Source organism: Candidatus Sodalis pierantonius str. SOPE (assembly GCF_000517405.1).
Lineage (GTDB): Bacteria > Pseudomonadota > Gammaproteobacteria > Enterobacterales > Enterobacteriaceae > Sodalis_C > Sodalis_C pierantonii.
The window spans coordinates 4,176,421-4,192,518 of sequence record NZ_CP006568.1 but is presented as its reverse complement, the minus strand read 5'-3'; the positions used below and the strand labels follow the sequence as shown (position 1 = coordinate 4,192,518).

7 protein-coding genes and 8 pseudogenes are annotated in these 16,098 nt (G+C 55.5%); 4 read left to right on the top strand and 11 right to left on the bottom strand.

Going from position 1 to position 16,098, the window contains the following annotated elements; translation table 11 throughout:
* Positions 1 to 141: 141 nt before the first annotated feature.
* The 4 genes and pseudogenes from SOPEG_RS20775 to trmB form a co-directional block, all read right to left on the bottom strand.
* Positions 142 to 734, bottom strand: a pseudogene (locus tag SOPEG_RS20775) (DUF2884 family protein); the annotation flags it as partial.
* Positions 735 to 853: 119 nt separating this feature from the next.
* Complete coding sequence (gene istB, locus SOPEG_RS20770; protein ID WP_051419958.1) at positions 854 to 1,603, bottom strand: IS21-like element ISSoEn3 family helper ATPase IstB; 750 nt, start codon at positions 1,601 to 1,603, stop codon at positions 854 to 856.
* An 11-nt stretch (positions 1,604 to 1,614) separates the two neighbouring features.
* A pseudogene (gene istA, locus SOPEG_RS25600) lies at positions 1,615 to 3,164 on the bottom strand (IS21-like element ISSoEn3 family transposase).
* A gap of 293 nt (positions 3,165 to 3,457) precedes the next feature.
* Complete coding sequence (trmB, locus tag SOPEG_RS20760) at positions 3,458 to 4,177, bottom strand: tRNA (guanosine(46)-N7)-methyltransferase TrmB (protein WP_025246775.1); 720 nt, start codon at positions 4,175 to 4,177, stop codon at positions 3,458 to 3,460.
* Between the two features lie 168 nt (positions 4,178 to 4,345).
* On the opposite strand from trmB, the gene mutY reads away from it, so the two are divergent.
* From mutY to mltC, 3 genes are read left to right on the top strand one after another with little or no spacing between them, the layout of a single operon-like run.
* Positions 4,346 to 5,437: an A/G-specific adenine glycosylase gene (mutY, locus tag SOPEG_RS20755; RefSeq protein ID WP_025246774.1), complete on the top strand. Its 1,092-nt coding sequence runs from the start codon at positions 4,346 to 4,348 to the stop codon at positions 5,435 to 5,437.
* The gene (locus SOPEG_RS20750; RefSeq protein ID WP_025246773.1) at positions 5,437 to 5,709 is read left to right on the top strand and encodes an oxidative damage protection protein; all 273 of its coding nucleotides are present in this window, start codon (positions 5,437 to 5,439) and stop codon (positions 5,707 to 5,709) included. Before mutY ends, SOPEG_RS20750 begins: the two co-directional genes overlap by 1 nt.
* A 56-nt stretch (positions 5,710 to 5,765) precedes the next feature.
* Positions 5,766 to 6,839, top strand: coding sequence for a membrane-bound lytic murein transglycosylase MltC (mltC, locus tag SOPEG_RS20745; RefSeq protein WP_025246772.1), 1,074 nt, complete (start codon positions 5,766 to 5,768; stop codon positions 6,837 to 6,839).
* A 155-nt stretch (positions 6,840 to 6,994) separates the two neighbouring features.
* On the opposite strand, the gene SOPEG_RS20740 is transcribed toward mltC, so the two are convergent.
* The 7 genes and pseudogenes from SOPEG_RS20740 to SOPEG_RS20715 form a co-directional block, all read right to left on the bottom strand.
* On the bottom strand, positions 6,995 to 9,157 hold the full coding sequence (locus SOPEG_RS20740; protein ID WP_025246771.1) for an ornithine decarboxylase: 2,163 nt from the start codon (positions 9,155 to 9,157) through the stop codon (positions 6,995 to 6,997).
* A gap of 721 nt (positions 9,158 to 9,878) precedes the next feature.
* Positions 9,879 to 11,088 (bottom strand): annotated as a pseudogene (locus tag SOPEG_RS20735) (IS256-like element ISSoEn2 family transposase).
* A gap of 40 nt (positions 11,089 to 11,128) precedes the next feature.
* Positions 11,129 to 11,284, bottom strand: coding sequence for a hypothetical protein (locus SOPEG_RS28455; RefSeq protein WP_158382505.1), 156 nt, complete (start codon positions 11,282 to 11,284; stop codon positions 11,129 to 11,131).
* An 11-nt stretch (positions 11,285 to 11,295) separates the two neighbouring features.
* Positions 11,296 to 11,850 (bottom strand): annotated as a pseudogene (locus tag SOPEG_RS20730) (class II D-tagatose-bisphosphate aldolase non-catalytic subunit); the annotation flags it as partial.
* Positions 11,851 to 11,964: 114 nt separating this feature from the next.
* Positions 11,965 to 12,714: pseudogene (gene istB / locus SOPEG_RS20725) on the bottom strand (IS21-like element ISSoEn3 family helper ATPase IstB).
* A gap of 11 nt (positions 12,715 to 12,725) precedes the next feature.
* A pseudogene (istA, locus tag SOPEG_RS25595) lies at positions 12,726 to 14,277 on the bottom strand (IS21 family transposase).
* A 130-nt stretch (positions 14,278 to 14,407) separates the two neighbouring features.
* Positions 14,408 to 14,812, bottom strand: a pseudogene (locus SOPEG_RS20715) (class II D-tagatose-bisphosphate aldolase non-catalytic subunit); the annotation flags it as partial.
* A gap of 73 nt (positions 14,813 to 14,885) precedes the next feature.
* On the opposite strand from SOPEG_RS20715, the pseudogene SOPEG_RS20710 reads away from it, so the two are divergent.
* Positions 14,886 to 16,095 (top strand): annotated as a pseudogene (locus SOPEG_RS20710) (IS256-like element ISSoEn2 family transposase).
* The last annotated feature ends 3 nt before the right edge of the window (positions 16,096 to 16,098 follow it).

Sequence of the window (16,098 nt, the reverse complement as noted above, 5' to 3'; positions counted from 1 at the left end):
CGCGCGCTCGGGCAAACCGTTTGTGCTGTCCCTGGACGTCGCCCTCGCGTCGCAGCAGCGCCTGGGGCGTTGGCCGCGCTGCGGCAAGGTTCACCTTTACCGCTGAATCGGCTCAAATCAGGGCAGCGCCTTCACCAGCGTCTAGCGCTGCTGCTCAAGGTCGGTTACCCGCTGGTACACTTGCCGTCCGAACTGTTGGAAATCCTGCTCTTGATTATTCCATTCGGTCTGTAGCGCCTGCTGCAGGCCGCCCATCACCGACTGCAATGGATTACTGCCGTTAACCGCCTGGCGCACGTCCAGCTCATTAAGGCTGTCCTGCACCACGCCGCCCATGCTCTGTTCCACGATTTGCCGGCCGTCCTGCTCGACCTGACTAATGGCCTGATGATGGAAAGTGAGCCCGTCGCTGCGGTGTTCGATAATGCGGTTCATCTGCTGTTTCAGCAGGCCATCCAACGTGGTGAGCCGATTGCGCACGTTACTATCGCGGCCGAGCTGCTGCACGATAATCTTATCCAGCGCCTGGCGCCCTCGTCAATCCAGGGTAAATCCCGCCGCAGAGCGCTTTGATAAGCCTGGGCCTGCTGGCGCTGCCCGGCGTCAAGAGGCACCGGCGTACCGTTACGCTGCACCTCCCTCGCCGGGGTGATGGTCAACGTGCCGTTTTGGCCTATCACCTGTACCGTCTGTGGGGCAATAATGATATCGTCCTGGGGTTTGACCGGGCATTTGCAGATTCCGACGTATCCGATCAGCTGTTCCGGCGACATCCGATCAGTTATTCCGATATTTTCTGATCACCCATTCCAGTGATATTCGTTCACGTGTTCGCTCATATTCTGACTCGGGTTTAGTCTATTTTTCCTGTGCTGGCTACTCCTTGCTCTTTGCGTAGTGATTCGCCTTTAAGTTCCAGTCTATAGCTGGGGTGTACTAACCGATCGAGTAACGTGTCAGCTGTCGTGGGGTTTTCTATCAGTCCATACCATTTTTTCACCGGCAGTTGACTGATCAGGATGCTGCTGCTTTTGTCGTAGCGATCTTCCATCACCTCCAACAGCATCGTTGCCTGCATCGGACTTATTGATTCTAGGCCCACGTCGTCCAAGATCAGTAACTCTATTTTTTCTAACTGCTTAAGCTGTTTTAGATAGGTCCCGTCTACCTGACACTGGTGAAGATGGGCCAGCAACCGACCCACTCGCCAGTAACGCACGCTATATTGCTGCCGACATGCCTGCTCACCAAGCGCACAACTGAGCCAGGTTTTGCCCGTACCTGTTGGCCCCGTGATGAGTATGCTTTTCTGATATTTCAGATATTGTCCCCCTAGCAGATCTCGCATCTGTTCCGGTGTCACTCCTCGGCTAGGGATATAGCGGATATCTTCCGGTTTTGCCTGCAAGCGCATTTGCGATTGCCGTCGCAGACGGCATATGTGGTTGTTTTTTCTATGTAAATTTTCCGCTTCTACCATCAGCGACAACCGCTCCTCGAACCCCAGCTCCCCATAACTCCCCGGGAGTTCGCGTTGCGTCTCCAACGCCTGGACCATTGCCGACAACTTCAGCTCTCGCAGAGCCATTAACAGTGTATCCATATTTATTCTCCTTAGTGATAACTGTCCGGACCTCGGAGGTTTTCGTGACCAGCATTGATACGCCGGCTCCGTCCTGGGTGACCTCACTTTCACGACCGTGTTTCAATACGTTGGCTATGAAAGAGCGGTTAATGCACCCTTTCTCCAACGCCAGCGCGCAGGCTTTCTCCAGTCGCGTCGTCTCATAGCGCCGTTGCAGATTGAGTAGCCCCAGCACGGAGCGGTAAGCCTGCTCCGGATGGGCTTTGCTCTTTTGGATGGACTCGACCACTTTCAGTGTGCACACACCCACCGACAGCGCCCAACTGCACAGCCTTTCCGGCGTCCACTGACTCTGCCCCTTATGGTTAGCCGGCATGTGCGCCGCCTGAGTCGTGTGCCTATAGGCGTTATCGCTGCGAGGGTGCGTAGCCACGCAGACGCCCTTATGGTGGATTTGCACCAACCGTTGGGTGGCGATGACGTCAACGCGCTCGCCAACCAGCGGATGCGGCACCGAGTACCAGTTTTTGCCGTAGTCTATGTGGTAATCAGGTCCCACTCGGGCAACGAGATACTCACTGTATTCCCATTGTGTGGGCGGTAGAGGCCCAAGAGCCGGTTTGTCCAGCTGCTCGAAGCGTTCAAGGCGACTTTGTCCGCCGTAATGACGCATCGGGCGCAAATTCAACTCATGATTGAGTTCTCGTATCACCTGGTTGAGTTCGGCCAGCGAGTAGAACCTACGTTTACGCAACCGGGCCAAAACCCAGCGTTCTACCAGCTGCACAGTTGATTCTGCCTTCGCCTTGTCTTTTGGTTTTCTCGGGCGCGCCGGTAGCACCACTGTCTCATAGTGATTTGCCAGCGCCTGGTAGCTCTGGTTTATGACCGGCTCATAGCGGTCAGGGGTGCTGACAGCGCTGCGCAGATTATCAGGTATCATCAGCTCCGGAACCCCACCCATGAAGTGCAGGCAGCGGCTATTGGCGTTGAGCCACTATGCCATGTCCTGGCCTTCGCAGGCTTCGATATACGCATAGCCTGACACGCCCATGGCAGCGACGAAGATAGCGACCTGGCGTACGCTACCGGTCGCAGGGTTGACGATAGGTACGGTGGGGCCACAGAAGTCGATGAAGAGCTTTTCGCCAGCCTTGTGCTCCATGCGCATGGAACGCCGCTGCTTCTTTTTCCAGTCACGGAACAGTGCACAAAACTGTGAGTAACCGAGGGCATCACCGCCCACGGCGGACTGATATTCCATCCAGAGCAGCTGCTTGGTCATGCCCTTGCGGCTTAACTCGGTATCGATATCAAGCCAGCTGGGTAAGGTATTGATAACTTTTCCGGATTTGCCGGGATAGAGCAGGTGGTCGAGGTCGACGGGGGACAGTTCCGCCGGCAATGGCCAGACCAGGTTAGCTACCGTGAATCGGCCGAGGATATCGTGCACGGTAGTACAGCCTATGCCGAGCGCTGCTGCGATAGTGCGATTCGAGCGACGCTGCTTGAATTTCATACGTAACACATTAATATATATGCACATTTCAGTTCTCGCTTTCTTCTTTTTACGTGCCATGCCATGCCCCCGGAAGCTAAAAGTCTCCAGAGTATGGCGGAACAGAAGATGAGCGATCGGACAGAATCGGAATCGCTGATCGGGCGACCGGAATCAGTGATCGGATGAAATCAGAATTAGTGATCGGGTGAAATCGGAATCAGTGATCGGATGTGACCGGAACCAGCAGCATTGATAATCCGCCTGCGCCTGCCAGGCGGTCATCAGTAATAATCCGAGCATTGCTTTGCGCAACATACCTTCTCCTGATATTGACCTGCGTGAAGAAAACCAGAATCGCTCCTGCCTGTTGCTCAGACCCCTTTTTCAAACATTAAATCCCAAACGCCGTGACCCAACCGCTGACCGCGCTGTTCAAACTTGGTCAACGGGCGGCTCGCCGGCCGCGGCACATAGTCTCCGGCGGAGGAAAGGTTACGGAAAGCGTCGGCAGCCGACATGACCGCCAGCATAAGTTCGGCATAAGGTTGCCAGTCGGTCGCCATATGGAAAACCCCGCCGGCGGCGAGTTTGCGCTCGACCAGCTCGACAAACGGCGCCTGTATAATACGGCGTTTATTGTGTCGCGCTTTATGCCAGGGATCAGGGAAAAACAGCTGCACCAGCGCCAAAGACGCCTCCGGGATCATCTGCTCCAGCACTTCCACGGCATCATGACACATCACGCGCAAATTACTGACGCCGGCTTCCTGCGCGCTGGCAAGGCAGGCGCCGACGCCCGGCATGTGGACCTCAATACCGATGAAATTCTGCTCGGGATGCGCCGCCGCCATGGTCACCAAGGACGCCCCCATGCCAAAACCGATCTCCAGCGTCACCGGCGCCGCGCGGCCGAACAACGCATCAAGATCGAGCGGCTGCGCCTGATAGTCGGTTCCCATCGCCGGCCATAGCGTATCCAGCGCATGCTGCTGCCCCTTGGTCAGCCGGCCCTGGCGCCGGACGAAACTGTGGATCCGCCGCAGCGCGCGTCCCTGTTCGTCGAATTCGGGGGAGATGACATTGTTGCTCATAAAATTCCGCAATGTGAAAAGGGTTGGCAAACGCGCATTATGCAAAGATAGCGCTGTTTAGCAAGCGCGCAACAGAGGAAAGTTCCTGTTTACAGCCTGTGCGCACTATGCTGCAATCGCGCATTAGGATAACGACGCGGATCTTCGCCCACAGGTAATGGTTTCCCAATGACGCAAGTGCCACCGTTCGCGCAACTCGTGCTGGACTGGTACCAGCGGTTCGGCCGCAAAACGCTGCCCTGGCAGTTGGAAAAAACGCCGTACAAAGTCTGGTTATCGGAAGTCATGCTGCAACAAACGCAGGTGATGACCGTCATCCCCTATTTTCAACGCTTCATGGCCAAATTCCCTACCGTCGGCCAACTCGCTGCGGCGCCGTTGGATGAGGTGTTGCATTTATGGACCGGCCTCGGCTATTACGCCCGCGCGCGCAATTTGCATAAAGCGGCCCAGCTCATTAGCGAGCGCCACGGCGGCGAATTTCCTGAAGACTTTGACACCATCTGTGCCCTGCCCGGCATTAGCCGCTCCACGGCGGGTGCCATATTGTCGCTGGCGCTCGACAGGCACTATCCTATTCTTGACGGCAACGTGAAACGGGTACTCGCCCGCTACTACGCCGTTGCCGGCTGGCCCGGGAAAAAAGAGGTGGAGCAGCGGCTGTGGCGGCACAGCGAACAGGTCACGCCGGCGCGGGACGTGGCGCAATTCAATCAGGCCATGATGGATTTGGGCGCGATGGTGTGCACCCGCTCGCGGCCGAAATGCGAACTCTGCCCGCTGCACCGGGGTTGCCAGGCCTACGCCTCCCATAGCTGGGCCAGCTATCCCGGCAAAAAACCGAAGCAGACTTTGCCGAAAAAAACCGCCTGGTTTCTGCTGCTACAGGACGGCAACCGCGTGTGGCTTGAGCAGCGCCCGGCGGTGGGCCTGTGGGGCGGGCTGTTTTGTTTTCCGCAGTTTGCCGACTCGCAGGCATTGTCGCTCTGGCTGACCCAGCGCGGTTTGCCTAACGGCCAATGTGAACAACTGACGGCGTTCCGTCATACCTTCAGCCATTTCCATTTGGATATCGTACCGATGTGGCAAAAGGTTGGCACGATTCAACGCTGCATGGATGAAGGCAGCGGACTCTGGTATAACTTAGCCCAGCCGCCGGCGGTCGGACTGGCGGCGCCGGTCGAGCGCTTGCTATTGCAATTGAGCCAGCCTCGACAGGCTACCTTATTGCCCGCGGCTGCTAACAAAGAAGAACAATGATGAGCAGAACGATTTACTGTACTTTTCTCAAGCGTGAAGCCGAAGGGCAGGATTATCAAATTTATCCGGGTGAACTGGGTAAGCGCATTTATGACTCGATTTCTAAAGAAGCCTGGTCGCAGTGGCAGACCAAGCAAACGATGCTGATTAACGAAAAGAAACTCAGCATGATGAACGTCGCCGATCGTAAAGTGTTGGAGCAGGAGATGATCAATTTCCTGTTTGAAGGTCAGGATGTGCATATCCAGGGGTATACCCCACCGAGCGAATAACGCCTTTTCGGGGTGCCTGCGCCCCGGAAATCTCCAGTCCTGACACGGCCCGTAACATGAAGAAAATATTACCTTTAGTGATCATTGCCCCGTTATTGATCTCCTGCTCCAGCAGTAAAAACAATGCCGAAAATGAAGCCTATATAAAAGACACCAACGGTTTCGATATTTTGATGGGCCAGTTTGCCCATAACATTGAAAATCTCTGGGGGCTGAATGAAGTTCTGATTGCCGGGCCGAAAGACTACGTCAAATACACCGATCAGTACGAAACCCGCAGCCATATCAACTTTGATGCCGGTACCATTACCGTCGAAACCATCGCGGGCGATAATCCGAGCGCGCATCTGCGTCAGGCGATTATCAGCACCCTGTTGATGGGTAACGATCCCGGCAATATCGATCTTTATTCGGATGCGGACGATATTCCCATCAGCAAAGAGCCTTTCCTCTATGGGCAGGTGCTGGATAATAACGGCGAACCGATTCGCTGGAAGTGGCGCGCCGCTCATTTCGCCGATTATCTGCTGCAGACCCGTTTGCAAACCCGCACCACCGGCCTACGGCAAATATGGTCCATCACTATTCAACTGGTGCCGAACCATGTGGACAAACGCGCCCATAAATACCTGGGCATGGTGCGCAAAGCCTCGCAGCAATATGGCGTCGATCAGTCGCTGATCCTGGCGATTATGCAGACGGAATCGAGCTTCAACCCTTATGCGGTGAGCCACGCCGACGCCTTGGGCCTCATGCAGGTGGTGCAGCACAGCGCGGGACGCGACGTGTTCAAAATGAAGGATAAATGGGGCCAGCCGAGCCGCAGCTATCTGTTCGATCCGGAAAACAATATCGATACCGGCACCGCCTATTTGGCGATGCTACAAAACAGCTATTTGGGCGGTATTGTCAATCCAACGGCGCGGCGCTATGCGGTGATCACCGCCTATAACAGCGGCGCCGGCAGTGTGCTGCGGGTTTTCTCACGCGACCAGAACCGGGCGTTCCAGATAATCAACGGCATGCAGCCGGACGAGGTTTATCAAACGTTGTCCACGCAGCATCCGTCGGCGGAATCGCGCCGCTACCTGTATAAAGTGAATAATCTGCAGAAAAACTACCGGCGCTGACGGCGGTGGACGGCATCGGCGCGCGGCGCGCTGATGTCGCCATCTCAACGCCATAAGGATCAACGCGTAGGAGAGATCCGTGGCCAGGGCCGCGAGCGTTGCGGCAATCGCGCGCACCGTTGCCTCAGCCAATTACGGTAGAGAAACCAGCGCCCTCAGCGGCAGACTACATGGCCATACAGCCGCCGGGTGCCGCATGCGTCTTGCTGGATATAGACCCCCTGCAACTCCGGCTGGAAGCCCGGCAATTGGTTCAGTCCCTCCTCCAGCGCCAAGAAATAACGCCACGCCGGCCCGCCCCACACCTCGCCAGGCACCACGCACAGCACCCCTGGCGGATAAGGCAACGCGCCTTCGGCGGCGATACGCCCCTCCGCCTGGGACAGGGGAAGCAGTTCTATCTCGCCGCGCACAAAGGCCATATTGGCCTCCTGCGGATTCATCGCCATACGCGGCAAATAACACTGGCGGAACATCTCACGCTGCAATTGCTTGGCGTCAAAACTGACATACAAGTCATGCATTTCCTGACACAACCGGCGCAGGGTGTAGCCTTGATAGCGCTCGAAATATTTCTCGCAAATACTGGGCAAGACCGTTTCCAGCGGCGCGTCTTCCTCGATGTAGCGCTCAAACTGCACCAGCGCGTCCACCAGCCGGCGCATCTTCACCGCATCCTCGGCGGGGGTGAGCAGGAACAGGATGGAATTGAGATCGCATTTCTCCGGCACAATGCCGTTCTCACGCAAATAGGTCGCCAAAATCGTGGCCGGAATACCGAACGCAGTATAGCGGCCGCTGACGGCATCGATTCCCGGCGTGGTTAGCAGCAGTTTACAAGGGTCGACAAAGTACTGATCGCGGGTATAACCGTCGAAGCCATGCCAGCGCTCGCCGGGCACGAAATTGAAAAAACGCTTCTCATGGGCCATGTCCTCGGTGGCATGATCCTGCCAAGGCCGGCCATCCACACGGTCCGGCACAAACGGCCTGATGAGGCGGCACTCCGCCAGCAAAAGCTTGCGGGTTTCAATACCCAGTTTGACGCAGTCCATCCACATCCAGCGGCCGCTGGACCCTTCGTGGATTTTGGCGTTGATCTCAAGGGCCGCGAATAACGGATAAAACGGACTGGTGGAGGCATGCAGCACATAGGCATTATTGAAACGCTTATGATTGCAAAACCGCTTTTGCCCTTTAATGTGGGTGTCTTTTTTGTGAATTTGCGAGGTTTGCGAAAAACCCGCCTGCTGTTTGTGTATTGATTGGGTGACGAAGATCCCCGGATCGTTTTCATTCAAATCCAGCAGCAGCGGCGAACATTGCTCCATCATGGGGATAAACTGCTCATACCCCACCCAGGCAGAGTCGAACAGGATGTAATCGCACAGATGGCCGATTTTATCCACCACTTGCCGGGCGTTATAAATAGTGCCGTCATAGGTGCCTAGTTGAATAACCGCCAATCGGAACGGCCTTTCGTCGACCGCCCGCTGCGGCGCGACCTCTGCCACCCGCTGGCGCAGGTAGGCGTCATCAAAACAGCGGGCATCGATACCGCCAATCAAACCGAAGGGATTGCGCGCCGTTTCCAGATACACCGGCGTTGCCCCTGCCTGTAGCAGCGCGCCATGATGCACCGACTTGTGATTATTACGGTCGAAAAGCACCAAATCGCCGCGGGTCAGCAAGGCATTGGTCACGACTTTATTAGCCGAAGAGGTTCCGTTAAGCACAAAGTAGGTTTTATCGGCGTTGAACACCTTGGCAGCAAATTTTTGCGCTTCTTTCGCCGAGCCCTCATGGATGAGCAGATCGCCGAGTTTAACGTCGGCATTGCACATATCCGCCCGGAATACATTCTCGCCGAAGAAATCAAAAAACGCCCGGCCGGCGGGGTGCTTGCGAAAGAACTGGCCGCCCTGATGCCCCGGACAGGCAAAGGTGCTGTTGCCCATGGCGACATAGCGCGTCAGCGTATCAAAAAACGGCGGCAGCAGCGCCTGTTGGTAACTCTCCGCCGCGGCTTCCAATTGTGCGGCCGCAGCATGGGGCGCCGTGTCATCGAGCCACAGCACGTCGGCGACCGCCGGCAACGCGACGGCGTCCTCCCGGCATGCGGCGTCAACGCCGACGAAGGCCGGAATGGCAAAACCGGTATGGCGCAGCACGGCCAGCATGCCCGAACGGGCATCCTCTACGGAAATCACCAGCGCGGCGACATCTGAAAAATCAGTCTGATCCAGCAGCACAAGCGCGCGCTCGGTGTGCAGACGGTGGGCCAGCACCGTGCTGGCGGCTATTTTCAATAAAGTCATATCACCGATGCCCTGAGGTAAGGATGAGTCGATGTGCCAGAGCACACAATGGGAGAGCAAACGCCTCCTGCACCCGATGCCGGCCATTCTTTCCCCGCATGGGAAAGCGCAACATAATAGAAAGCCTGGGAATCAGCAGCAGCCAATAGACATCAGTAAAAGCAGAGCCGAACGTCTGATTTTACTAATGCCTAATAGTGAGCCGGCGTGCCCTCACCGCATGGTGATAGCGAACGAATACGTGCGAAAGAGAAAATGCGGGCAGGATATCCGCATTACCGGACAAGGCTGCCCCGTGACCAGACGCGGCGACAGTGCTGGATGCATAGCGGTGGTCTCCTGTGATCTTCTGCGTAATAAGAAGTGATTAAAAATTTGCGCAATAATTGCATGTTTTCCCATCGGGTTCAAGCAAAAAACATCACGGTGGTATAATTGTTTGTTTGATTAATATCATTATAATTAATAATAAACAGTTAAATTATGAAATAACTTAATGCCCAGCGGGCACGTCGCCGGCGCGCCGGCCCGGCAGGCACTCGCGCGCCACAGATGCGCTCTCGGCTGCCTGAAAAGGCAGCAAACGCGCCGCGCGGGCAAATTAGGCGTTGACGCCATGCGGTCAATACGGTTTAATGCGCCCCGTTGCCCGGATAGCTCAGTCGGTAGAGCAGGGGATTGAATCCCGACCCTGTACACGATTCTGTGTAAATGCCTTTTCTCAGAAGTGACCGTCCAGGCGGTCACCGAACTCGATAATAAAGCGGCTCATTGCCATGCGCCAGTCCCTCAAAGGCATTGTCCATTTCTGTGAGGCCGCCTGTATCGCCAGCCACACCACCTTTTTCACTGCGTCGTCGGTCGGGAACACCTTGCGCTTTTTGATGGCATGGCCGGATCACGCTGTTTAACGACTCGATGGCGTTGGTCGTGTAGATCACCTTGCGGATGTCCGTTGGGTAGGCAAAGAACGTGGCCAGATTGGCCCAGTTTGCCTGCCAGCTTCGACTTATTTGCGGGGAGCGGATGTCCCAGGCACTGGAGAACGCTTCCAGCGCCTGCAAGCCGGCTTCTTCCGTAGGGGCCTGATAGATAGCTTTCAGGTCGCGGGTGACGGCCTTGTAGTCCTTCCAGGAGACGAACCGCAGGCTGTTGCGCACCATATGCACGATACACAGCTGGAGCCGCGCCTCCGGATACACCGCGTTAATAGCGTCAGGGAAACCTTTCAGCCCGTCTACGCAGGCGATAAGGATATCGTTCAAGCCGCGGTTTTTCAGCTCTGTCAGCACGTTCAGCCAGAACTTTGCGCCTTCATTTTCGGCCAGCCACATACCTAGCAACTCTTTCTGGCCTTCGATGTTGATGCCCAGCGCCAGGAACACAGATTTGTTGATGATGCGGCTGTCCTGCCGGACTTTTAGAACGATACAGTCAAGATAAACAATGGGATAGACTGCATCCAGAGGCCGGTTTTGCCATTCAACAACCTGCTCCATGACCGCATCGGTGACCTTTGAGACCAGCGCCGGCGAGACATCGGCGTCATACAGCTCTTTGAACGCGGCGGCGATCTCGCGGGTGGTCATCCCTTTGGCGTACAACGATAAAATCTGGTTATCCATCCCGGTAATCCGGGTCTGGTTCTTCTTCACCAGTTGCGGTTCAAAGGAACCGTCACGATCGCGCGGAGTACGCAGCGCCAGCGGGCCATCGCCAGTGGTAACGGTTTTTGTGGAATAGCCGTTGCGGGCGTTGGTCCCCGGTTTAGGCTGATTTTTATCGTAGCCGAGGTGATGGGTCATTTCGGCATTGAGAGCTGCTTCAACGCTGATTTTTTTCAGCAGCCGATCGAAGTGACTGAGATCTTCAGAGGTTTTGAGATTTTTGGCCAGTTCGTTAGCCAGAGCCTGCAACTGTTTTTCGTCCATAAATTAACCTGTTTTTGATGTTAGATTGAACATATCAAAATCAGGCAAATACACAAATTTCTAAACAGGCTCGCGCCAGGGCCAGTTCATCACCCAAAGCCTCCCACAAATCCGGCTGCTGCCAAATCTCCATCGCCGTAAATCTGGCCTTGTGCTGCGTTAACCAGTTGTCATCATAATCGAGAAAATTATCCATCGGTTTACTCCTTAGTGCTCCGACCGGCAGGCTTGAGCGTAATCACACAGAACCCTATCGATAGAGTGATAGACCCACTCTTGCGGGTCGGACGACAGCGCGCCGGCCAGGCACAAACGCGCCTGCTCCGGCAGATACTGGCTCAGTAAACCCAACGGAGCCGGACGATGACGCAGGTTGGCTATCAGTCGGTCAACCGCCTGTTCAATCTCGTGCTGCGGCCAGTAATAACGCACCCGATCGCTCAAACTGTATTGACGCAACAGCTGCCGCTGCCGCGCGTTGCCATGATAATAACGTTGCCACATTGCCGGCTGTCGGCACATGACATCGTCCAGTCGCGCCATCAACCCGGAGCGGGCTGGCTCGTCGGTCCACGCCATCTCGATATGCGCCAGCGCGAACAACGCCTCGCGCAAGGCAAAGGTCAGCACGGGGCCAACTTTGAGGATGGAGAAATGATCCCGCACCAATTGCCGCAGCGCATCCGCAGTTTGATAATCGGTAGAGTGCGCCTCAAACACCAAACCGGGCTGATGTTCAATGTACCGGCTTAACGGTGCAGATTCCGACGTATCCGATCAGCTGTTCCGGCGACATCCGATCAGTTATTCCGATATTTTCCGATCACCCATTCCAGTGATATTCGTTCACGTGTTCGCTCATCTTCTGACTCGGGTTTAGTCTATTTTTCCTGTGCTGGCTACTCCTTGCTCTTTGCGTAGTGATTCGCCTTTAAGTTCCAGTCTATAGCTGGGGTGTACTAACCGATCGAGTAACGCGTCAGCTGTCGTGGGGTTTTCTATCAGTCCATACCATTTTTTCACCGGCAGTTGACTGATCAGAATGCTGCTGCTTTTGTCGTAGCGATCTTCCATCACCTCCAACAGCATCGTTGCCTGCATCGGACTTATTGATTCTAGGCCCACGTCGTCCAAGATCAGTAACTCTATTTTTTCTAACTGCTTAAGCTGTTTTAGATAGGTCCCGTCTACCTGACACTGGTGAAGATGGGCCAGCAACCGACCCACTCGCCAGTAACGCACGCTATATTGCTGCCGGCATGCCTGCTCACCAAGCGCACAACTGAGCCAGGTTTTGCCCGTACCTGTTGGCCCCGTGATGAGTATGCTTTTCTGATATTTCAGATATTGTCCCCCTAGCAGATCTCGCATCTGTTCCGGTGTCACTCCTCGGCTAGGGATATAGCGGATATCTTCCGGTTTTGCCTGCAAGCGCATTTGCGATTGCCGTCGCAGACGGCATATGTGGTTGTCTTTTCTATGTAAATTTTCCGCTTCTACCATCAGCTACAACCGCTCCTCGAACCCCAGCTCCCCATAACTCCCCGGGAGTTCGCGTTGCGTCTCCAACGCCTGGACCATTGCCGACAACTTCAGCTCTCGCAGAGCCATTAACAGTGTATCCATATTTATTCTCCTTAGTGATAACTGTCCGGACCTCGGAGGTTTTCGTGAACCAGCATTGATACGCCGGCTCCGTCCTGGGTGACCTCACTTTCACGACCGTGTTTCAATACGTTGGCTATGAAAGAGCGGTTAATGCACCCTTTCTCCAACGCCAGCGCGCAGGCCTTCTCCAGTCGCATCGTCTCATAGCGCCGTTGCAGATTGAGTAGCCCCAGCACGGAGCGGTAAGCCTGCTCCGGATGGGCTTTGCTCTTTTGGATGGACTCGACCACTTTCAGTGTGCACACACCCACCGACAGCGCCCAACTGCACAGCCTTTCCGGCGTCCACTGACTCTGCCCCTTAGTGGTTAGCCGGCATGTGCGCCGCCTGAGTCGTGTGCCTATAGGCGTTATCGCTGCGAGGGTGCGTAGCCACGCAGACGCCCTTATGGTGGATTTGCACCAGCCGTTGGTTGGCGATGACGTCAACGCGCTCGCCAACCAGCGGATGCGGCACCGAGTACCAGTTTTTGCCGTAGTCTATGTGGTAATCAGGTCCCACTCGGGCAACGAGATACTTACTGTATTCCCATTGTGTGGGCGGTAGAGGCCCAAGAGCCGGTTTGTCCAGCTGCTCGAAGCGTTCAAGGCGACTTTGTCCGCCGTAATGACGCATCGGGCGCAAATTCAACTCATGATTGAGTTCTCGTATCACCTGGTTGAGTTCGGCCAGCGAGTAGAACCTACGTTTACGCAACCGGGCCAAAACCCAGCGTTCTACCAGCTGCACAGTTGATTCTGCCTTCGTCTTGTCTTTCGGTTTTCTCGGGCGCGCCGGTAGCACCACTGTCTCATAGTGATTTGCCAGCGCCTGGTAGCTCTGGTTTATGATCGGCTCATAGCGGTCAGGGGTGCTGACAGCGCTGCGCAGATTATCAGGTATCATCAGCTCCGGAACCCCACCCATGAAGTGCAGGCAGCGGCTATTGGCGTTGAGCCACGATGCCATGTCCTGGCCTTCGCAGGCTTCGATATACGCATAGCCTGACACGCCCATGGCAGCGACGAAGATAGCGACCTGGCGTACGCTACCGGTCGCAGGGTTGACGATAGGTACGGTGGGGCCACAGAAGTCGATGAAGAGCTTTTCGCCAGCCTTGTGCTCCATGCGCATGGAACGCCGCTGCTTCTTTTTCCAGTCACGGAACAGTGCACAAAACTGTGAGTAACCGAGGGCATCACCGCCCACGGCGGACTGATATTCCATCCAGAGCAGCTACTTGGTCATGCCCTTGCGGCTTAACTCGGTATCGATATCAAGCCAGCTGGGTAAGGTATTGATAACTTTTCCGGATTTGCCGGGATAGAGCAGGCGGTCGAGATCGACGGGGGACAGTTCCGCCGGCAATGGCCAGACCAGGTTAGCTACCGTGAATCGGCCGAGGATATCGTGCACGGTAGTACAGCCTATGCCGAGCGCTGCTGCGATAGTGCGATTCGAGCGACGCTGCTCGAATTTCATACGTAACACATTAATATAGATGCACATTTCCGTTCTCGCTTTCTTCTTTTTACGTGCCATGCCATGCCCCCGGAAGCTAAAAGTCTCCAGAGTATGGCGGAACAGAAGATGAGCGATCGGACAGAATCGGAATCGCTGATCGGGCAACCGGAATCAGTGATCGGATGTGACCGGAACCAGCAAACGGCGCAGCCGACGCCGCACGATAATGCACCACGCTTTGATGATCGAATTTCACCCCCGGTTGTATCACCAGCGCAATAACCCTGGCCCAGACGGTATCCAGCCCGGCTTGGCGCCAAGCGTCGCGATGCGCCTCCAGGGTGGTGGTGGCCGCCTGCGTCGTCGTGGGCGACACATAGTGCAACGTCTCCAGCGCCCCGCCCGGCACCGGGACTTCAGTACCAATCACATAGACCGGCGCTTCCCCGCCCGCCGTCTGCCAGGCCGCTTCGGCAATCGCACAGAGCCTTGCCGCCCGGCGCGCGACCTCGTCATCCCCCAGCGGGTTGGGATCGTCAGCACAGGACATCGAGCAATCAAGATGGATTTTGCGAAAGCCGGCCTGCATATACTCGGCAATCATCTGTTCCGCCGAGCCTGTTTAGAAATTTGTGTATTTGCCTGATTTTGATATGTTCAATCCAACATCAAAAACAGGTTAATTTATGGACGAAAAACAGTTGCAGGCTCTGGCTAACGAACTGGCCAAAAATCTCAAAACCCCTGAAGATCTCAGTCACTTCGATCGGCTGCTGAAAAAAATCAGCGTCGAAGCAGCTCTCAATGCCGAAATGACCCATCACCTCGGCTACGATAAAAATCAGCCTAAACCGGGGACCAACGCCCGCAACGGCTATTCCACAAAAACCGTTACCACTGGCGATGGCCCGCTGGCGCTGCGTACTCCGCGCGATCGTGACGGTTCCTTTGAACCGCAACTGGTGAAGAAGAACCAGACCCGGATTACCGGGATGGATAACCAGATTTTATCGTTGTACGCTAAAGGGATGACCACCCGCGAGATCGCGGCCGCATTCAAAGAGCTGTATGACGCCGATGTCTCGCCGGCGCTGGTCTCAAAGGTCACCGGTGCGGTCATGGAGCAGGTTGTTGAATGGCAAAACCGGCCTCTGGATGCAGTCTATCCCATTGTTTATCTTGACTGTATCGTTCTAAAAGTCCGGCAGGACAGCCGCATCATCAACAAATCTGTGTTCCTGGCGCTGGGCATCAACATCGAAGGCCAGAAAGAGTTGCTAGGTATGTGGCTGGCCGAAAATGAAGGCGCAAAGTTCTGGCTGAACGTGCTGACAGAGCTGAAAAACCGCGGCCTGAACGATATCCTTATCGCCTGCATAGACGGGCTGAAAGGTTTCCCTGACGCTATTAACGCGGTGTATCCGGAGGCGCGGCTCCAGCTGTGTATCGTGCATATGGTGCGCAACAGCCTGCGGTTCGTCTCCTGGAAGGACTACAAGGCCGTCACCCGCGACCTGAAAGCTATCGTATCAGGCCCCTACGGAAGAAGCCGGCTTGCAGGCGCTGGAAGCGTTCTCCAGTGCCTGGGACGTCCGCTACCCGCAAATAAGTCGAAGCTGGCAGGCAAACTGGGCCAATCTGGCCACGTTCTTTGCCTACCCAACGGACATCCGCAAGGTGATCTACACGACCAACGCCATCGAGTCGTTAAACAGCGTGATCCGGCATGCCATCAAAAAGCGCAAGGTGTTCCCGACCGACGACGCAGTGAAAAAGGTGGTGGGGCTGGCGATACAGGCGGCCTCACAGAAATGGACAATGCCTTTGAGGGACTGGCGCATGGCAATGAGCCGCTTTATTATCGAGTTCGGTGACCGCCTGGACGGTCACTTCTGAGAA